At 63.2% G+C, this 17665-nt stretch carries 15 protein-coding genes; 4 read left to right on the top strand and 11 right to left on the bottom strand.

Features of this window, described 5'->3' with window-relative positions:
• Window positions 1–136: 136 nt before the first annotated feature.
• The 11 genes from OO306_RS25835 to OO306_RS25785 all read right to left on the bottom strand — a co-directional run bounded on the left by OO306_RS25835 (window position 137) and on the right by OO306_RS25785 (window position 12798).
• Complete coding sequence (locus tag OO306_RS25835) at window positions 137–1717, bottom strand: aldehyde dehydrogenase (NADP(+)) (RefSeq protein WP_085274371.1); 1581 nt, start codon at window positions 1715–1717, stop codon at window positions 137–139.
• 77 nt (window positions 1718–1794) lie between these two features.
• Complete coding sequence (gene garD / locus OO306_RS25830) at window positions 1795–3348, bottom strand: galactarate dehydratase (protein ID WP_085274372.1); 1554 nt, start codon at window positions 3346–3348, stop codon at window positions 1795–1797.
• Window positions 3349–3426: 78 nt separating this feature from the next.
• Complete coding sequence (locus OO306_RS25825) at window positions 3427–4788, bottom strand: MFS transporter (protein ID WP_027593607.1); 1362 nt, start codon at window positions 4786–4788, stop codon at window positions 3427–3429.
• A gap of 104 nt (window positions 4789–4892) precedes the next feature.
• Window positions 4893–5804, bottom strand: coding sequence for a 5-dehydro-4-deoxyglucarate dehydratase (gene kdgD / locus OO306_RS25820; protein WP_099429090.1), 912 nt, complete (start codon window positions 5802–5804; stop codon window positions 4893–4895).
• Window positions 5805–6252: 448 nt separating this feature from the next.
• Complete coding sequence (locus OO306_RS25815) at window positions 6253–7062, bottom strand: gamma-glutamyl-gamma-aminobutyrate hydrolase family protein (RefSeq protein WP_099429091.1); 810 nt, start codon at window positions 7060–7062, stop codon at window positions 6253–6255.
• Window positions 7063–7489: 427 nt separating this feature from the next.
• The gene (locus OO306_RS25810; RefSeq protein WP_027593604.1) at window positions 7490–8272 is read right to left on the bottom strand and encodes an amino acid ABC transporter ATP-binding protein; all 783 of its coding nucleotides are present in this window, start codon (window positions 8270–8272) and stop codon (window positions 7490–7492) included.
• A gap of 20 nt (window positions 8273–8292) precedes the next feature.
• The gene (locus OO306_RS25805) at window positions 8293–9537 is read right to left on the bottom strand and encodes an FAD-binding oxidoreductase (RefSeq protein WP_258704006.1); all 1245 of its coding nucleotides are present in this window, start codon (window positions 9535–9537) and stop codon (window positions 8293–8295) included.
• A gap of 16 nt (window positions 9538–9553) precedes the next feature.
• The gene (locus tag OO306_RS25800; RefSeq protein WP_265970221.1) at window positions 9554–10264 is read right to left on the bottom strand and encodes an ABC transporter permease; all 711 of its coding nucleotides are present in this window, start codon (window positions 10262–10264) and stop codon (window positions 9554–9556) included.
• The gene (locus OO306_RS25795; RefSeq protein WP_027593601.1) at window positions 10261–10980 is read right to left on the bottom strand and encodes an ABC transporter permease; all 720 of its coding nucleotides are present in this window, start codon (window positions 10978–10980) and stop codon (window positions 10261–10263) included. The genes OO306_RS25800 and OO306_RS25795 overlap by 4 nt, the downstream gene beginning before the upstream one ends.
• Window positions 10981–11151: 171 nt before the next feature.
• Window positions 11152–11904, bottom strand: coding sequence for a transporter substrate-binding domain-containing protein (locus tag OO306_RS25790; RefSeq protein ID WP_099429094.1), 753 nt, complete (start codon window positions 11902–11904; stop codon window positions 11152–11154).
• A gap of 21 nt (window positions 11905–11925) precedes the next feature.
• Window positions 11926–12798 carry a MurR/RpiR family transcriptional regulator gene (locus OO306_RS25785; protein WP_027593599.1) on the bottom strand — a complete coding sequence of 291 codons (873 nt, stop codon included), beginning with the start codon at window positions 12796–12798 and terminating at the stop codon, window positions 11926–11928.
• A gap of 143 nt (window positions 12799–12941) precedes the next feature.
• Here OO306_RS25785 and OO306_RS25780 point away from each other — a divergent pair, with 143 nt between their 5' ends.
• From OO306_RS25780 to tpx, 4 genes are all read left to right on the top strand, one after another.
• Window positions 12942–13967, top strand: coding sequence for an Ldh family oxidoreductase (locus OO306_RS25780; protein WP_265970220.1), 1026 nt, complete (start codon window positions 12942–12944; stop codon window positions 13965–13967).
• A gap of 209 nt (window positions 13968–14176) precedes the next feature.
• Complete coding sequence (locus tag OO306_RS25775; RefSeq protein ID WP_265970219.1) at window positions 14177–15373, top strand: amino acid aminotransferase; 1197 nt, start codon at window positions 14177–14179, stop codon at window positions 15371–15373.
• Window positions 15374–15613: 240 nt separating this feature from the next.
• Window positions 15614–16894, top strand: a complete 1281-nt coding sequence (locus OO306_RS25770) for a serine/threonine transporter (RefSeq protein WP_027593596.1) — start codon at window positions 15614–15616, stop codon at window positions 16892–16894.
• A gap of 168 nt (window positions 16895–17062) precedes the next feature.
• Complete coding sequence (gene tpx, locus OO306_RS25765) at window positions 17063–17563, top strand: thiol peroxidase (protein ID WP_252823768.1); 501 nt, start codon at window positions 17063–17065, stop codon at window positions 17561–17563.
• Window positions 17564–17665 lie beyond the last annotated feature (102 nt).

The raw sequence follows: 17665 nt of genomic DNA, 5'->3' as shown, positions 1-17665 counted from the left end.
AAACCCGCTCCCACAGGGGTGGCACAGATTTCAGGCCTGCAGTGATCCTGTGGGAGCGGGTTTACCCGCGAAGAGGCCGGTACAGACAAAAGAAAAAGCCCCGACATGTGCGGGGCTTTTTCCATTCTAAAGACGATCAGATCGCCTCTTCACTCCACTGCCCATTCACCAGGCGACGCAGCCCCAGCGGGTTGCCATCGCGCAGCGCCTCAGGCAGCAGCGCCTGCGGGTAGTTCTGGTAGCACACCGGGCGCAGGAAACGGTCGATGGCCAAGGTGCCGACCGACGTGCCGCGTGCATCCGAGGTTGCCGGGTATGGCCCGCCATGCACCATGGCGTCGCACACTTCGACACCCGTCGGGTAGCCATTGACCAGAATCCGGCCGACCTTTTCTTCCAGCAGCGGTACCAGCCAGGCGAACGCTTCGAAATCCTCCGGCTCGCCGATCAGGGTCGCGGTCAGTTGGCCGCGCAGGCCGAGCAGTGCGGCGCGCAGTTGTTCGTTGTCCTGGGCTTCGACGGCCACAGTGGTCGGGCCAAACACTTCTTCTTGCAGCAACGGGTCGGCGTCGACCAACAGGCGGGCGTCAGCCTTGAACAGCTGGGCGCGGGCTTGGTTGCCTTCCTGTGCCTGGCCGGCCAGGTGCTCGATGCCAGCGTGGGCGTGCAGGTGCTCCAGGCCGCCAACGTAGCTGCGCAGGCCGCCGGCGTTGAGCAGGGTCTGGCCAGCCTGTTGGTCGAGGTGCTGGCCGAGGTCAGCCAGCAACTGGCTGAATTGCGGCGATTGCAGGCCGATCACCAGGCCAGGGTTGGTGCAGAACTGGCCGGCACCCAGGCACACCGAGCCAGCCAGTTCGCGGGCGATGGCTTCGCCACGTTTGGCCAGGGCACCGGGCAGGATGATCACCGGGTTGATGCTCGACATCTCGGCAAACACCGGGATCGGCTGTGGGCGTTCGGCGGCCATGCGGCACAGTGCATCGCCACCCTTGAGCGAGCCGGTAAAGCCGACGGCCTGGATCGCCGGGTGCTTGACCAGCCATTCGCCGACTCCGCCGCCGAAGACCATGTTGAACACGCCCTTGGGCATGCCGGTGCGCTCAGCGGCGCGCTGGATGGCACAACCGACCAGGTCGGCCGTGGCCATGTGGCCGCTGTGCGCCTTGAACACTACCGGGCAGCCCGCGGCGAGGGCGGCGGCGGTGTCGCCACCGGCAGTCGAGAAGGCCAGCGGGAAGTTGCTGGCACCGAACACGGCAACCGGGCCTACGCCAATGCGCATCTGGCGCAGGTCGACACGAGGCAGCGGTTGGCGATCCGGCAGGGCCAGGTCGATGCGTGCCCCCAGGTAATCACCGCGGCGCAGGACTTGCGCGAACAGGCGCATCTGGCCACTGGTACGCCCGCGCTCGCCCTGGATACGCCCTGCAGGCAGGGCGGTTTCGCGGCAGACGATGGCGACGAAGGCGTCGTCCAGCTCATCCAGTTCGGCGGCGATGGCATCGAGGAATTCGGCGCGGCGCGCCGGGGCCAGTTGGCGGAATTCGGCGAAGGCGGCAGCGGCGGCTTGGGCGGCTTGGTCCACTTCAGCCTCGGTGGCCTGGGCAAAGCTGTAGGGCAGGGCCTCGCCAGTGGTGGCGTCCAGGCTCTGCAGGCGTTGCGCGCCAGCGGCGCTGCGCTGGCCGGCGATGAAGTTGTGGCCGAGGATCTCAGGCATGGGGTGCTCCTTTGATGAAATAAAAGGCTGAAGGACGGCATGGCCCGCTCCCACAGGGGCCATGCCAAACCGCTACATCAGGTAATCGGCGCCGGGTTGAACAGGGTGATGTCGTTGTGCAACCGGTGTTGTTCGGCCCAGGTCTGCTTGCGGCCGCTGGCCACGTCCAGGTAGTAGTGGAACAGCTCCCAACCCAGTTCCTCGATGCTCGAGCGGCCTGTGGCGATGCGCCCGGCGTCGATGTCGATCAGGTCAGGCCAGCGCTCGGCCAGCTCGGTGCGGGTGCACACCTTGACCACGGGTGCCATGGCCAGGCCGTACGGCGTGCCGCGGCCGGTGGTGAAGACATGCAGGTTCATGCCAGCTGCGAGCTGCAAGGTGCCGCAGACAAAGTCGCTGGCCGGGGTCGCGCAGAAGATCAGGCCTTTGCGGGCGACTCGCTCGCCAGGGCCGAGCACGCCCTGAATAGCGCCGCTGCCGGACTTCACGATCGAGCCCAAGGACTTTTCGACGATATTCGACAGGCCGCCTTTCTTGTTGCCCGGCGTGGTGTTGGCGCTGCGGTCGGCCGCACCTTGCTGCAGGTAGCGGTCGTACCAGTCCATCTCGCGCACCAGCGCATCGGCCACGTCCTGGTTCTCGGCGCGGGAGGTCAGCATGTAGATGGCGTCACGCACTTCGGTCACTTCCGAGAACAGCACGGTCGCGCCGGCGCGTACCAGCAGGTCCGAGGCATAACCCAGCGCGGGGTTGGCGGTGATGCCGGAGAAGGCATCGCTGCCGCCGCACTGCATGCCCAGGATCAGCTCGCTGGCGGGCACCGTTTCGCGACGGCGCTGGTCGAGCTTCTTCAGGCGGGTTTCAGCCAGCGCCATGATCTGTTCGATCATTTCGCCGAAGCCCAGGCTGGCGTCCTGCAGGCGATACAGCCACGGGTCGCTGAGGTCTACCGAGGGGTCGTTGTCGTGCATGACCTGGCCGGCCTGCAGCTTTTCACAGCCCAGGCTGATGACCAGCGCTTCGCCGCCAAGGTTAGGGTTACGCGCCAGGTTGCGCACGGTGCGGATCGGGATGTAGGCATCGCGGGCGTTGATCGCCACGCCGCAGCCGTAGCTGTGGGTGATGGCGACCACGTCATCGACGTTGGGGTACAGCGGCAGCAACTCTTGACGAATGCGCTTGACCGCATGCTCCAGCACGCCGGTCACGCATTGCACGGTGGTGGTGATGCCGAGAATGTTGCGGGTGCCGACGGTGCCGTCGGCATTGCGGTAGCCCTCGAAGGTAAACCCCTCGAGCGGCGGCAAGGCGTCGGGGACGGCGTCGCAGCGCGGCAGGCTGTCCAGCGCTGGGGCTTCTGGCATGGCCAGCTGGCTTTCCTGAACCCAGCTGCCTTGGGGCAAGTCTTCAAGGGCGTAACCGATGATCTGCCCATAGCGGCGCACCGGCTCGCCTTTGGCTATCAGTACGGTGGCGACCTTGTGGCTCTGCGGCACGCCTTCGACCAGGGTCAGGCCGTCGGGAAAGCGGGCGCCTTCGCCCAGGCCACCGTCGTTGACCACTACCACGACATTGTCGTCATCGTGCAGGCGGACGTAGCGGGGCGAGTCGGAATGTTCGATCAACTGCATGTTCGGGCCCTTCTTGTGATTGCTCAGGCTTTATACATCCGCCCGCGGCCGGCAGGTGCCGGGCGCGGGCGTGTTCACTCAGTGTCGGGCGCTTGCCAGGTCACCATTGGCGGTGACGTCGGCTTCAGCCTTTGGGGGTTCATGCAGCTCGATGCGCTTGATCGGGCCGACGATCACCAGGTAGCTGAACACCGCGACCAGGGCGTTGGCGCCTACATACACCAGGGCCCACTTGAACGAACCGGTGGCGCTGATGATGTAGCCGATGACGATAGGCGTGGTGATCGAGGCGATGTTGCCGAAGGTGTTGAACAGGCCGCCCGAAAGGCCGGCGATCTGTTTGGGCGAGGTGTCGGCGACCACAGCCCAGCCCAGTGCACCAATGCCTTTGCCGAAGAAGGCCAGGGTCATGAACCCGACCACCATCCATTCAGCGTCGACATAGTTGCAGAAGACCATGGTGGTCGACAGCAACAGGCCGCAGACGATCGGCAGCTTGCGCGAGAAGGTCAGCGAATTGCCGCGGCGCAGCAGCCAGTCCGACAGCACCCCGCCCAGCACGCCACCGATGAAGCCGCAAATGGCCGGCAGCGAGGCAATGATGCCCGCCTTGAGGATGGTCATCCCACGCTCTTGCACCAGGTACACCGGGAACCACGTCAGGAAGAAGTAGGTGATGGCGTTGATGCAATACTGGCCCAGGTACACGCCCAGCAGCATGCGGCTGGTCAGCAACTGCTTGATGTAACCCCATTTTGGGCCGTCGTTGCCGCGTTTCTGGTCCATGTCCACCAGGCCGCCGTTCTGCTCGATGTGCTCGAGCTCGCTTTGGCTGATGCGCGGGTGTTGCTTGGGGTTGTAGATGGTCTTCATCCACACGAACGAGAACAGGATACCGAGGCCGCCCATGACCACGAACACGTGTTCCCAACCGAAGCTGAAGACAATCCAGCCCATGATCGGGGCAAACAGTGCGGTGGCGAAGTACTGGGCCGAGTTGAAGATGGCCGAGGCCGTGCCGCGTTCTGCGGTGGGGAACCAGGCCGCGACGATGCGGGCGTTGCCCGGGAACGACGGGGCTTCGGCAAAACCGACCAGAAAACGCAGGGTGAACAGCGTTACGATTGCCCATGCCACCGGCAGGCCACCGACAAACCCTTGCAACAGGGTGAACAGCGACCAGGTGAAGATGCTGAAGGCGTAGACGTTCTTGGAGCCGAAACGGTCGAGCAGCCAGCCACCAGGGATCTGGCCAGCCACGTAAGCCCATCCAAAGGCAGAGAAGATATAACCGAGGGTGACGGCGTCAATGCCGAGGTCTTTCTGCAGGCTGGAGCCTGCGATTGCAATGGTAGCGCGGTCGGCATAGTTGATCGTGGTCACCAGAAACAGCATGAACAGGATCAGGTAGCGCACATGCGTCTTCTTAGTCGCTTGCATGCTGGTAGTACTCCCACTAGTTATTTTTGTGCGGGCTCACGAGGTGTAACCGGAGTGGGGGCTTCCCACTCCGGGTGCGGCTGAGACAGGCCGCGGGGGTTCGCTTATTGCGGACCCATCTTGTCCATCAGGGCTGCGAGCATTTCGTATTCTTCAGCGGTCAGGTCGGTCAGCGGCGTGCGCACCGGGCCTGCGTCGTAACCGGCGAGCTTGGCGCCCGCCTTGACGATGCTGACTGCGTAGCCGGCCTTGCGGTTACGGATGTCCAGGTACGGCAGGAAGAAGTCGTCGATCAGCTTGCCAACGGTGGCGTGGTCTTCGCGGGCGATGGCGTGGTAGAAGTCCATCGCGGTCTTTGGCACGAAGTTGAACACGGCCGACGAGTAGACCGGCACACCCAAGGCCTTGTAGGCAGCAGCATACACTTCGGCGGTCGGCAGGCCACCCAGGTAGCTGAAACGATCGCCCAGGCGGCGGCGGATCGACACCATCAGCTCGATATCACCCAGGCCATCTTTGTAGCCGATCAGGTTCGGGCAACGCTCGGCGAGTTTTTCCAGCAGGTCGGCGTTCAAGCGGCAGACGTTACGGTTGTAGACCACTACACCGATCTTCACCGATTTGCACACGGCTTCGACGTGGGCGGCGACGCCGTCCTGGCTGGCTTCAGTCAGGTAGTGCGGCAGCAGCAGCAGGCCCTTGGCACCCAGGCGCTCGGCTTCTTGCGCGTATTCGATGGCCTGGCGGGTCGAGCCACCAACGCCGGCGAGGATCGGTACCGAAGTGGCGCAGGTGTCGACGGCAGTCTTGATCACCTGGCTGTATTCGCTGGCCGCCAGGGAGAAGAACTCACCGGTACCGCCGGCTGCGAACAGGGCGCTGGCGCCATAAGGGGCCAGCCATTCCAGGCGTTTGATGTAACCCGCCTGGTTGAAGTCGCCCTGGGCATTGAAGTCGGTGACCGGGAAAGACAGCAGGCCGTGGGAGAGGATGGATTTCAGTTCTTGTGGATTCATTGTTATAGGCATCCTGTGGCGCTTGGGTGAGGGTGTGTAGAAGCGATGGAGGTAAGTTATCGTACAACTTGTACGATGACTAGTCCCTCGATGCATTTTTTTTCCCTGATGGGCTGAGGAAGGCGTGTTTCTGCAGGCGTCCCTTTCGCGGGTAAACCCGCTCCCACAGGGAAGGCGCAAACATTCAGCACCTAGAAAACCCCGTGGGAGCGGGCTTGCCCGCGAATGGGGCGTAGTAGGCGACAACCGATCATGCATGAAGCCTGGCACCCAGGTTCATGGCAAACAGTCATCGTATCTCTTGAGGGGGGAGGAAAAAACGATCGCGGAGACAGGCACAAGCCCGCCGCCCGCATCCACGGGAAGTGTTCTGGGACCAGCAGAGGGTGACCGGGGAAGCGGGGGCGGCCTTGCGCCGCCCCGCGATCAAAGCTAACGAAGCTTTGTGTCAGGCAGCCTGATGGTGCTTGACCTGGGACTTGCGAACCTGGGCGCGGCAAGCGTCGCCGAAGGCCTGGAAGATCTTGATCGAATCAGGGTTTTTCGCGGCTTGCCACTCGGGGTGCCACTGCACCGCGAACAGGAAGGGCGAAATGCTCGGGGCATGAATAGCCTCGACCAGGCCGTCTTCGGCGAGGGCGATTGGCTCGATGCCTTTACCCAGGTTGCGCAGGCCTTGGCCATGCAGCGAGTTCACGCGGATCTCGTCGCAGCCCAGGGTGTCGCGCAGCCAGCTGCCTGGCTTGACCTTCACGGCATGCACTTGAGCGTACTGCACGTCGACCGGGTCTTCGGGGTTTTCGCGGTGGTCGTTGAAGCCTGGCTCGGCGTACACCTTCTGGTAGATGTCGCCACCCAGCGCCACGTTGATTTCCTGCATGCCACGGCAGATGCCGAAGATCGGCAGGCCACGCTTGAGGGCTGCCTTGACCAGCGGGATGTCGAACAGGTCGCGTGCCTTGTCCTGGCCTTTGCCGGGGGTTTCGTTCTCCTGGCCGTACAGGGCCGGGTCGATGTTGCTGCCGGCACCGGTCAGGTAGACGCCGTCGGCCATGTCCAGGTAGGTCTCGAGGTCTTCAGTGCCACAGCAGGTGGGCACCAGGACCGGGACGCAACCGGCGAAGTCGACCAGCGGAGTAATGTATTTGTGGGTCATGACCTGATAGTCATGGCCTTTGCGCTCTTGGCTGCCCATGGTCATCAGGACGACGGGTTTGCGCAGGGAAGGTTGCTTGTTGCCAATGTTGCTGTTGGACATATGTCACCTTGGGACAGGTTCGACCTGTCGTTGTTGTGCAGGCGCACGGCCGGGGCCTTGAGTGCGACCTGAAGCCCCGAGCACTGCCGGCTCGTCAGAGGCGACGATTCCGGTCGGGACTTGTTGCTAGCTTGCCAGAGCCGTTCGATATGTCAAACGACTGGTAGAGGCTTTAGAGGGGGGTATACGCCGATTTCAGGGGGGTTAAACCGTTGCAGGCCTGTGGCGGCAAGGGTTTGGCAGGGGGTGAGGTCAATTATATTTAACGACGCAGTTGGTTCATTGCAGCGGTGCAATGAAGGCGGCGTATGCATTGGCACGCCACCGTGTAGGAGCAGCCTTGCGCTGCGAAGAGGCCAGTGGCAGCAGCGTAAATATACGTGTCTGCACTGGCCTCTTCGCAGCGCAAGGCTGCTCCTACACGGATTCAGTGCAGTATTTGCGCCAGGAACCCTTTGGCCCGCTCGGTCTTCGGTTGGTTGAAGAACACCTGCGGCGGGCTGTCCTCGATGATCTGCCCACCTTCAAGGAACAGCACCCGCTCGGCCACCTGCCGGGCAAAGCCCATTTCATGGGTGACGCAGAGCATCGTCATGCCCGTGTCGGCCAGCTTTACCAGCACATCCAGCACCTCGGCGACCATCTCTGGATCCAGCGCCGAGGTCGGCTCGTCAAACAGCATGATGCGGGGTTTCATGCACAAGGCGCGGGCGATGGCCACGCGTTGTTGCTGGCCGCCGGACAGCTGGCTGGGGTATTTGTGCGCCTGGCTCTCGATGCCGACTTTGGCCAGGTACATGCGCGCGCGTTCCTCGGCGTCCTTGCGCGACAGCCCACGCACGCTGGTGGGTGCCAGCAGGCAGTTGTCGAGCACGCTCATGTGCGGGAACAGGTTGAAGTGCTGGAACACCATGCCGATCTCGCTGCGGATCTGCGCCGCCTGGCGCGTGGTGGCGGCCAGGTCGGTGCCATCCACCTGGACGCTGCCTTTTTCGGCCACTTCCAGGCGATTGATGCAGCGGATCAGCGTCGACTTGCCCGAACCGGACGGGCCGCACAGGACGATGCGTTCGCCTTCGCGGACCTGCAGGTCGATGTCGCGCAAGACATGAAACGCGCCATAGTGCTTGTTCAAACCCTCGATACGGATCAGTACCGGGCGCGGGTCGGGTGCTGGAGCAAGGCTGGCAAGGCTCAAAGGGGCGGTCATATTGTTGTTCTCCGCAGGGTTCAGTCGAAACGTGTCGCGCTGTAGGGCGCAGGGTCGGTAAACGGGCGCTCGCCGGTCAGCAGTTCTGCCAGCAGCCGGCCACTGACCGGGCCCAGGGTGAGGCCATGGTGTGCATGCCCGAAGTTGAACCACAGGCCTTTGTGCCGCGGCGCTGGGCCAATCACTGGGCGCATGTCTGGCAGGCACGGGCGCCGGCCTAGCCACGGCGCGTCATCGAGGCGTTCGCCGAGTGCCGGGAACAACCGCCGGGCCAAGGCTTCACAGCGGCGCAGCTGGATTTCGTTGCCTGGCGCGTCGCTGGCAGCAAACTCGATACCGGTGGTCAGGCGCACGCCCCGGGCCATGGGCGCCAGTACATAGCCACCTTGGGTATCGCAGATCGAATGCTCGAGTTGCGCACCGTCACGGGTGGCGTAGTGCATGTGGTAGCCGCGCTTGATCGCCAACGGGATCTGGTAGCCAAGGCCTTCATAGAGGTCGGCCGACTGTGGGCCGAGGCAGGCCACCACTTCGTCGGCGGTGACCGGGCCGCGACGGCTGTCGACCTGCCATTGCCCTTCGACCTGGCGCAGGCTGCGCGCATCGCCATGCAGGAACTGCCCGCCACGTTGGACGAACAGCGCCGCATAGCCGCGGGTGAGGGCGCCGGGGTTGTTCACGGTCTTGGGGTCGAGCCAATGAATGCCACCCACCACGGTGCTGTCCAGTTGGTGTTCGCGTGCCTGAAGCTGCCCGCATTCGAGAATCTCGTACTGCAGGCCGTAACGGCTCAAGCCTTTGAGGTCCTCTTTGGCCTGCTTGAACAGGGCCGGGTCGCGGAACACCTCGATCCAGCCTTTGGCCTGAACCAGCCCTTCCAGGCCGGCGGCTTCGATCAGCGCGTCATGCTCTTCGACGCAGCGCTGTACCAGCGGCAGCATGTCGGCGGCGGCACCTGCCAGGCGCCCCGGCGCCGACTGGCGCCAGTAGCGCCACAGCCACGGTGCGGCCTTGGGCAAGTGCAGCAAGCTGTAGCGTACGTCGGGCTGGCGGTTCAGGCCGTAACGCAGCAGCGCGCCCGCTTGCCGGGGGAAGGCATACGGAATCACGCTGGAGCGCTCGATCAGCCCGGCGTTGCCATGGCTGGTGCCGCTGCCGGGTTCGTCGCGGTCGATCAGAATCACCTGGCGCCCGCGCGCCTGCAGGTGCAGCGCGGTGCTGACGCCGACAATGCCGGCGCCGAGAACGAGAGTCTGGCAATGCATGGAACGTATCCTTCGGTCAGTTCAGGTGGCGGCCCAGGCGGGCTTCCAGGTGTTTCAGGAGGCGCCGTACCAGCTCGACGATCACCAGGTAGAGCACGGCGGCCCACAGGTAGATCTGGAAGTCGAAACTGCGCGAGAACGCCAGTTTGGTCACGCCCATCAGGTCGTAGATGGTCACCAGCGAAGCAATCGCGCTGGCCTTGATCATCAGGATCAGTTCATTGCCCAGAGGGCCGATGGCCACCAGCAGCGACTGCGGCAGGATCACCTTGAAGAAGGTGGTCGAGCGGCTCAGGTTCAGTGCCCGCGCCGCCTCATGCTGCCCAGGCGCGACGGCCATCAGGCTGCCGCGGAAGATCTCGGCCTGGTAGGCGGCGGTGTTCAGGGTGAATGCCAGCAACGTGCAGAACCACGCTTCGCGGAAGAACCACCAGAGGCCGACGTCCTGCCAGAAACCTTTCAACGAGCCGAGGCCGTAATAAAGCAGGAACAACTGCGCCAGCAGCGGTGAGCCGCGGAAGAAGTACACATAACCGGCCGACAGGCGCTGCAGCACCTGGCTGCGCGACAAGCGTGCCAGTGCCAGCAGCAGGCCGAGTACGGCGCCCAGGGTGAATGAAATCGCCACCAGCTTGGCTGTCACCAGCAGCCCATCGACGAAGCGCGGGCCGTAGCGTTCCAGCAGGTCCGGGTCGAGGACGACTGCCAGCCATTGTTCGATATTCATGCCCGGGCTCCTTGCAGGTGACGGCTGCTGCGCCGTTCGATGAAGGCAAAGACCCGTCCCGAGACCGCCGAGAACAGCAGGTAACCCAGGCAGGCAACGCCATAGAAGAACATCGGCTCTTTGGTCACGCTGACGGCCAGGTTGGTCTGGCGCATCAGGTCGACCAGCGAGATGGTCGACACCAGCGAGGTGTCCTTGAGCAGCGACAACCAGTTGTTGGACAGGCCGGGCAGGGCGATGCGCGTCAGTTGTGGCAGCACCACCTTGAAGAAGCCTGTGCGCTTGCTCAGGCCCAGTGCCGAGCACGCTTCAAGTTGCCCTTTGGGCAGGGTCTTGAAGGCTGCCAGCCAGATTTCGCTGGAGAATGCGGCAAACACCAGGCTGAAGGCGATCATGGCGGCCAGGAACGTGTTGATCAGGAATTCGCCTTGATAGCCGAGGGCGGCCAACACTTTTTGCGCGGCGATCTGGCAGCCGTAATAGATGATCAGCAGCGTCAGCAGTTCGGGCAGGCCGCGGAACACGGTAGAAAAGGTCGTGGCCCAGGCCCGTGGCAGGCGTTTGCGCGAACGTGCGGCAAACGCTACGGCCAGGCCCAGCGGCAGGCCGATGGGCAGGCAGGCGAGGGCCAGCGAAACGGTGACCAGGGCGCCGGCCAGCAACGCCTGGCCCCAGCCTCCGCTGGCGAAGGACAGCAAGGACAATTGATCGAGCATGACAAACCCCTAAGGTGGGCAACGCGTTCTCTTGGTAGGAGCGGCCTTGTGTCGCGAAAGGGCTGCGGAGCAGCCCCAGGGTGTATGCCGCGGCACAGATTGCAGGGGGCCGCTTTGCAGCCCTTTCGCAGCACAAGGCTGCTCCTACAGGATTGCGTCGTTTCCTGAAGATCAGTTGTAGATATCGAAGGCGAAATACTTGCTGGCGATCTTCTGGTAGGTACCGTTGGCAACGATCTGTTGCAGCGCGGTATTCAGGCGTTGGCGCAGCGCCTCGTCATCCTTGCGCACGGCGATGGCCGCGTCGGCCTTGGTGTCGGCCACGTCGCCGAGGATCTTGCAGCAGTCCTGGCCGTTCTTGGTCATCCACTCGTGCAGGGGGAACTTGTCGGCGATCACACCATCCAGGCGGCCTGCGGCCAGGTCGGCGTTGGCTTCATCCATGGTCGGGTAGAGTTTCACGTCGGCACCGGCCTTGCCGTAGACGTCTTCGGCATAGATGGCTTGGGTAGACGAGGATTGGGCGCCCACGGTGTAGCCGACGAAGTTGTTCTGGGCATCGGTGATCTTGCTGTCCTTGGCCACAGCCACAGTCAGCGGGGTACGGTAGTAATGATCGGTGAAGGCGATTTTCTTGCGGCGCTCTTCGGTATCGATCATCGACGCGACCACGGCGTCGTACTTGCGCGCCATCAGGGCCGGGATGATGCCTTCCCAATCCTGGGCGACCAGGGTGCATTCGACTTTCATCTGTTCGCACAGGGCGTGGGTGATGTCGATGTCGAAGCCGTGCAGCTGGTTATCGGCGTCGACATAGTTGAAGGGCGGGTAGGCACCTTCGGTGGCGAAACGCAGGGTTTCAGCACTGGCGGCGCCCGCCAGCAGCAGGGCACACGCACCTACCATAGCCATGGTCTTGTTCATCTCGCACCTCTTGCACTCTTGCTATTGTTGTTTTCCCGCCGGCCACGAGGTGTAGCCGACGAATTCGTTATGTAGAGCGGCAGTCGCTTCCAAGCGTTTTTCAACATCCGGCCCGAGCTTCTTGCAGACCTCGTTGACCATCAGGTGCACCCACGACAGCATGGTCGCGGTGGATTCCCAGAACAGGTTGAATTCGGTGGGGATGCGGAATACCTCGTCAGCGTTGGCATCGGCCCAGTCACAGAAGGTATCGGTCACCAGGGTGACCGCAATGCCAGCCTCGCGCGCCTTCTGGCACAGCTGCAGGGCGTGGCGGGAATAACGACGCGCCTCGAACACCACCAGTGCGCTGTCTTCGGCGCGGCCCAACAGCACCTCACCGAAGTGCCCGGCGCTGAGGTCGACCAGTTGCACGCCGTCACGCAGGTACTGCAGCAGGTGGCTCATGCACATGGCGACGCCGCGCTCGGTCTGAAAGCCGGCGATGAACACCCGTGGTTTGCTTGCCAGGCGCTGTGCCACGCGGTGCCAGGGCTCGCTCTGGCGGTACTCGTGCACACGCACCAGGGCGGCGATTTCCAGCTCCAGGCTGCCGGCGTTGTCGCTGGCATCATGGTTCTGGCGGTAGTCTTGCAAGCGATCACCGACCAGCCACGGGCCATCGCCCAGGTCGTTCTGCAGGTCTTGCTTGAGCGCCTTGAGGTGGGCATAACCTAACGAGCGGCAGAAACGGCCGACACTGGATTCGCTGACACCCAGCTTGGCAGCGATGCTGGCCGAGGTCTGAAAGGGCAGTTCGTGCAGGTTGGCAAGCATGTAGCTGGCGATCGTGCGGCCTGAGGCGGCAGCCCCTTGCAGGCTGTTTTCCAGGCGTTGCTTGATCGGTTGGCTCATGCTGTTTCTCCGGGGGTGAGGCTTGCGATAGAAAATGAATGTTTTCTGTCATCAAGTCAATATTTGACAGATAGCTGTCACATGCAGGAAAGTTTTTGTCGTTGCAACGCTGTAGCCACTCTAATTCCAACAAGGAGCTTCAGATGTCCGCACCTTCCACTGGCACTGCCGTGCGTGTGCCTTTTAACGAGCTGCAGAACCTGTTGCAGGCGATCCTCCAGCGTCATGGCTGCAGCGAAACCGTGGCCCAGGTGCTGGCCCACAACTGCGCCAGCGCCCAGCGCGATGGCGCTCACAGCCATGGCGTGTTCCGTATTCCGGGCTATGTCTCGACCTTGGCCAGTGGCTGGGTCGATGGCCAGGCCAGGCCGAAGGTCAGCGATGTGGCGGCTGGCTATGTGAGTGTCGATGCAGCGGGCGGATTTGCTCAGCCGGCGCTGGCGGCGGCCCGTGAGCTGTTGGTGGCCAAGGCACGCAATGCCGGCATCGCAGCGCTGGCGATCCACAACTCGCACCACTTCGCGGCGCTGTGGCCGGATGTAGAGCCGTTCGCCGAAGAGGGCCTGGTGGCCCTGAGTGTGGTCAACAGCATGACCTGCGTGGTGCCGCATGGTGCACGCAAACCGCTGTTTGGCACCAACCCCATCGCCTTTGCCGCGCCGTGTGCCGAACATGATCCGATCGTCTTTGACATGGCCACCAGCGCCATGGCCCATGGCGATGTGCAGATCGCTGCACGGGCCGGCCAGCAGTTGCCCGAGGGCATGGGCGTAGATGCCAACGGCCAGCCGACCACCGACCCCAAGGCCATTCTCGAAGGCGGGGCCTTGCTGCCGTTTGGCGGGCACAAGGGGTCGGCGTTGTCGATGATGGTCGAGCTGCTGGCGGCGGCGCTGACGGGCGGGAACTTCTCTTGGGAGTTCGACTGGTCCGGGCACCCTGGGGCCAAGACGCCCTGGACCGGGCAGTTGATCATCGTCATCGACCCGAGCAAGGCCGAAGGCGAGCGGTTTGCCCAGCGCAGCCGCGAGCTGGTGGAGCAGATGCAGGCCGTGGGCCTGACGCGGATGCCCGGGGAGCGGCGTTACCGCGAGCGCGAGGTGGCCGAGGAAGAGGGCGTGGCATTGACCGAGCAGGAACTGCAGGGCCTCAAGGCATTAGTTGCCTGAACCGGCCTCTTCGCGGGTAAACCCGCTCCCACAGGTTCGGCGTTGTGGGAGCGGGTTTACCCGCGAAAGGGCCGTTACAGGCAGCACGAATCTAGGGCTGTGCAATCTTGCATAGACAACCTGCACAATCGGTGATGTTCCTCCACCGCGACTCCGGGTATCCTCAGGGCAGCCATTCCGAACTGTCCTGATCCAAGGAGCTGCACGCTGTGTTCAAACATGTCGATGCCTATGCCGGCGACCCGATCCTCTCGCTGATGGAAACCTTCAAGGCCGATCCCCGCGCCGACAAGGTCAACCTGAGTATCGGCCTGTACTACGATGAAGCCGGCGTGGTGCCACAACTGGCGGCGGTGGATGCCGTCGAAAAACGCATCGCAGGCGTTGCTCACGAAGCGTCGCTGTACCTGCCGATGGAAGGCCTGGCCAGCTACCGCCAAGCCATCCAGGCACTGCTGTTCGGTGCCGATCACCCGGCCGTGACCGGCGGCCGCGTGGCCACCGTGCAGACCGTGGGTGGTTCTGGCGCACTGAAAGTGGGTGCCGACTTCCTCAAGCGCTACTTCCCGCAGTCCGAAGTCTGGGTCAGCAACCCGACTTGGGACAACCACCGCGCCATCTTCGAAGGTGCCGGGTTCAAGGTGAATACCTACCCGTACTTCGACCAGGTCAGCCGTGGCGTCGACTTCGACGGTATGTTGGCAACCCTGCAGACCCTGCCGGCCAACAGCGTCGTGCTGCTGCACCCGTGCTGCCACAACCCGACCGGCGCCGACCTGGACCAGAACCAGTGGCAGCAGGTGGTGGAAGTGGTCAAGGCGTGTCAGTTGATCCCGTTCCTCGACATCGCCTACCAAGGCTTTGGTGAAGGCCTGGTGGAAGACGCCTACGCTATCCGCGAAATGGCCCGTGCCGGCGTACCGTGCCTGGTCAGCAACTCGTTCTCGAAGATCTTCTCGCTGTACGGCGAGCGGGTTGGGGGCCTGTCGGTGGTCTGCGACGATGACGCCACCGCGCAGAGCGTGCTTGGCCAGCTCAAGGCTACCGTGCGCCGCAACTACTCCAGCCCACCCAACTTCGGTGCCCAACTGGTCGCCGGCGTACTGGGCGATGCCGCGCTCAATGCCCAATGGGCGGCAGAAGTCGAAGTGATGCGTAAGCGCATCCTGGACATGCGTCAGGCGTTGGTCGATGCGCTGGCCACGCTGCTGCCAGGCCAGGACTTCCAGTTCTTCCTGCGCCAACGCGGCATGTTCAGCTACACCGGTTTCAGCGTCGAGCAGGTGCGTCGCCTGCGTGATGAGTTCGGCGTTTACCTGATCGACAGCGGGCGGGTATGCATGTCCGGCCTGCGTCCGGCCAACCTGCAACGGGTTGCCGAGGCGTTCGCCGCCGTTCAGAAGTGATGTGATAGGGGCCGCTTCGCGCAACAGCTGTAGGAGCGGCCTTGCGCCGCGAATGGGGCGCGAAGCGGCCCCCGGTTTCACCCAGTTGTCATGACAAGTGCAACCGTCCCTCGGACGGGGCTTCGCAACCGCCCACTTTCAGTGCACAATCGCGCCCCTCTTTTTTGGTTGGGGAGCGCGAAGCGTCTGGTTCGCCATTCCCAGCCCTGTTGCAGTCTTGCGAGTGGAGCTACACCCGGAATGAATGAGCAGGCCCCAAGCGTCGAACGGCGCTATGAAGAATCGACCCCAGCAGCCTTGGGCAGCTGGGCACGTCAAGACACCACCTGGATGCTGGGCCTGTTTGGCACCGCCATCGGCGCAGGTACTTTATTCCTGCCCATCAATGCTGGCCTCGGTGGCTTCTGGCCGCTGATCATCCTGGCCGTGCTGGCCTTCCCGATGACTTACTTCGCCCACCGTGGCCTGACCCGTTTCGTCCTCTCCGGGCGCAAGGGCGGGGACATCACTGAAGTGGTCGAGGAGCATTTCGGCATTACCGCCGGTGCATTGATCACCGTGCTGTACTTCTTCGCCATCTTCCCGATCCTGCTTATCTATAGCGTGGCGCTGACCAACACCGTCACCAGCTTCATGGAGCACCAGCTGCACATGACGCCGCCGCCGCGGGCGATCCTGTCGTTCGTGCTGATCCTGGGCCTGCTGGCCATCGTGCGCTGCGGTGAGCAGGCCACGGTCAAGGTCATGAGCCTGCTGGTCTACCCGTTCATCGTGGCCCTGGCGCTGCTGGGCCTGTACCTGGTACCGCACTGGACCGGTGGTATTCTCGACAGCGCCACCCAGCTGCCGTCGGGCTCGGCCTTCCTGCACACCGTGTGGCTGGCGATTCCGGTGATGGTGTTCTCGTTCAACCACTCGCCGATCATCTCGGCGTTCGCGGTCGACCAGAAGCGCCGTTACGGCGAGCATGCCGATGAGCGCAGCGGCCAGATCCTCGCCCGCGCCCACCTGCTGATGGTGGCCATGGTGCTGTTCTTCGTCTTCAGTTGCGTGCTGACCCTCAGCAGCGCCCAGCTGGCTGAAGCCAAGGCACAGAACCTGTCGATCCTGTCGTACCTGGCCAACCACTTCAGCAACCCGACCATCGAGTTTGCCGCACCGCTGATTGCCTTCATTGCTATCGCCAAGTCGTTCCTGGGCCACTACATCGGTGCCAGTGAAGGCCTGAAAGGCATTATTGCCAAGACCGGCGCGCGCCCGGGTGCCAAAGCCCTGGACCGCGTGGTCGCTGCGCTGATGCTGGTGGTGTGCTGGATCGTCGCCACCCTCAACCCAAGCATTCTGGGCATGATCGAATCGCTGGGCGGCCCGATCATCGCGGTGCTGCTGTTCCTGATGCCGATGTACGCCATTCGCCGCGTGCCTTCGATGCGCAAGTACAGTGGGGCGATGTCCAACGTGTTCGTGGTCGCGGTTGGCGTGGTTGCGCTGACGTCGGTGGTTTACGGCTTGCTGAGCTGATCCACCGCCCGTGACAAGCAATGCCCAGGTCGCCTGTTGCGACCTGGGCATTTTTTTGTCCACAAGAATTGTCTGGCAATAAAACAATTTTTGCTTCACCCATAGGCACCCGGCCGCCTTCATGCTTAACTCGGTGTCCTTTTCAAACCCCGCATAAGGATTTCGTCCATGGCTCAAGTGACTCTCAAAGGCAACCCGGTTCAGGTCAAGGGCAACCTGCCGCAAGCCGGTGCTCAGGCGCCAGCCTTCTCGCTGGTGGGTGAAGGCCTGGCTGACAAGTCGCTGCAGGACTACGCCGGCAAGCGCAAGGTGCTGAACATCTTCCCGAGCGTCGACACCCCAACCTGTGCCACGTCGGTGCGCAAGTTCAATGCCCAGGCCAACGATGTAGCCAACACCGTGGTGCTGTGCATCTCCGCCGACCTGCCATTCGCCCAGGCGCGCTTCTGCGGTGCCGAAGGCCTGGAGAACGTGAAGAACCTGTCGACCCTGCGTGGCGCCGAGTTCCTCGAGAACTACGGTGTGGCCATCGCCGACGGCCCGCTGGCTGGCCTGGCTGCACGTGCAGTGGTCGTGCTGGACGAAAACGACAACGTGCTGCACAGCGAGCTGGTCGGTGAAATCGCTGACGAGCCGAACTACGAGGCTGCGCTGGCTGTTTTGAAATAAAGGCAGGTCGGGCCGGTGGGTTTTCCTGTTCCGGCCCTTTCGCGGGTAAACCCGCTCCCACAGGATGGCCACTGGTCTTAGAAACAGTGGTAATCCTGTGGG

This window comes from Pseudomonas sp. DCB_AW, assembly GCF_026240895.1.
GTDB classification, from domain to species: Bacteria; Pseudomonadota; Gammaproteobacteria; order Pseudomonadales; family Pseudomonadaceae; genus Aquipseudomonas; species Aquipseudomonas kermanshahensis.
This window is presented reverse-complemented; position numbering and strand designations above follow the sequence as displayed.

What these genes read in the sequence shown, in the direction of transcription:
- OO306_RS25785 (WP_027593599.1), bottom strand. Translation starts at nt 12,798, where the DNA reads ATGAGCCAACCGATCAAGCAACGCCTGGAAAACAGCCTGCAAGGGGCT.
- OO306_RS25805 (WP_258704006.1), bottom strand. Translation starts at nt 9,537, where the DNA reads ATGCATTGCCAGACTCTCGTTCTCGGCGCCGGCATTGTCGGCGTCAGC.
- garD (WP_085274372.1), bottom strand. Translation starts at nt 3,348, where the DNA reads ATGCAGTTGATCGAACATTCCGACTCGCCCCGCTACGTCCGCCTGCAC.
- OO306_RS25770 (WP_027593596.1), top strand. Translation starts at nt 15,614, where the DNA reads ATGAATGAGCAGGCCCCAAGCGTCGAACGGCGCTATGAAGAATCGACC.
- OO306_RS25815 (WP_099429091.1), bottom strand. Translation starts at nt 7,062, where the DNA reads ATGTCCAACAGCAACATTGGCAACAAGCAACCTTCCCTGCGCAAACCC.
- OO306_RS25800 (WP_265970221.1), bottom strand. Translation starts at nt 10,264, where the DNA reads ATGAATATCGAACAATGGCTGGCAGTCGTCCTCGACCCGGACCTGCTG.
- tpx (WP_252823768.1), top strand. Translation starts at nt 17,063, where the DNA reads ATGGCTCAAGTGACTCTCAAAGGCAACCCGGTTCAGGTCAAGGGCAAC.
- OO306_RS25825 (WP_027593607.1), bottom strand. Translation starts at nt 4,788, where the DNA reads ATGCAAGCGACTAAGAAGACGCATGTGCGCTACCTGATCCTGTTCATG.
- OO306_RS25795 (WP_027593601.1), bottom strand. Translation starts at nt 10,980, where the DNA reads ATGCTCGATCAATTGTCCTTGCTGTCCTTCGCCAGCGGAGGCTGGGGC.
- OO306_RS25810 (WP_027593604.1), bottom strand. Translation starts at nt 8,272, where the DNA reads ATGACCGCCCCTTTGAGCCTTGCCAGCCTTGCTCCAGCACCCGACCCG.
- OO306_RS25790 (WP_099429094.1), bottom strand. Translation starts at nt 11,904, where the DNA reads ATGAACAAGACCATGGCTATGGTAGGTGCGTGTGCCCTGCTGCTGGCG.
- OO306_RS25780 (WP_265970220.1), top strand. Translation starts at nt 12,942, where the DNA reads ATGTCCGCACCTTCCACTGGCACTGCCGTGCGTGTGCCTTTTAACGAG.
- OO306_RS25835 (WP_085274371.1), bottom strand. Translation starts at nt 1,717, where the DNA reads ATGCCTGAGATCCTCGGCCACAACTTCATCGCCGGCCAGCGCAGCGCC.
- kdgD (WP_099429090.1), bottom strand. Translation starts at nt 5,804, where the DNA reads ATGAATCCACAAGAACTGAAATCCATCCTCTCCCACGGCCTGCTGTCT.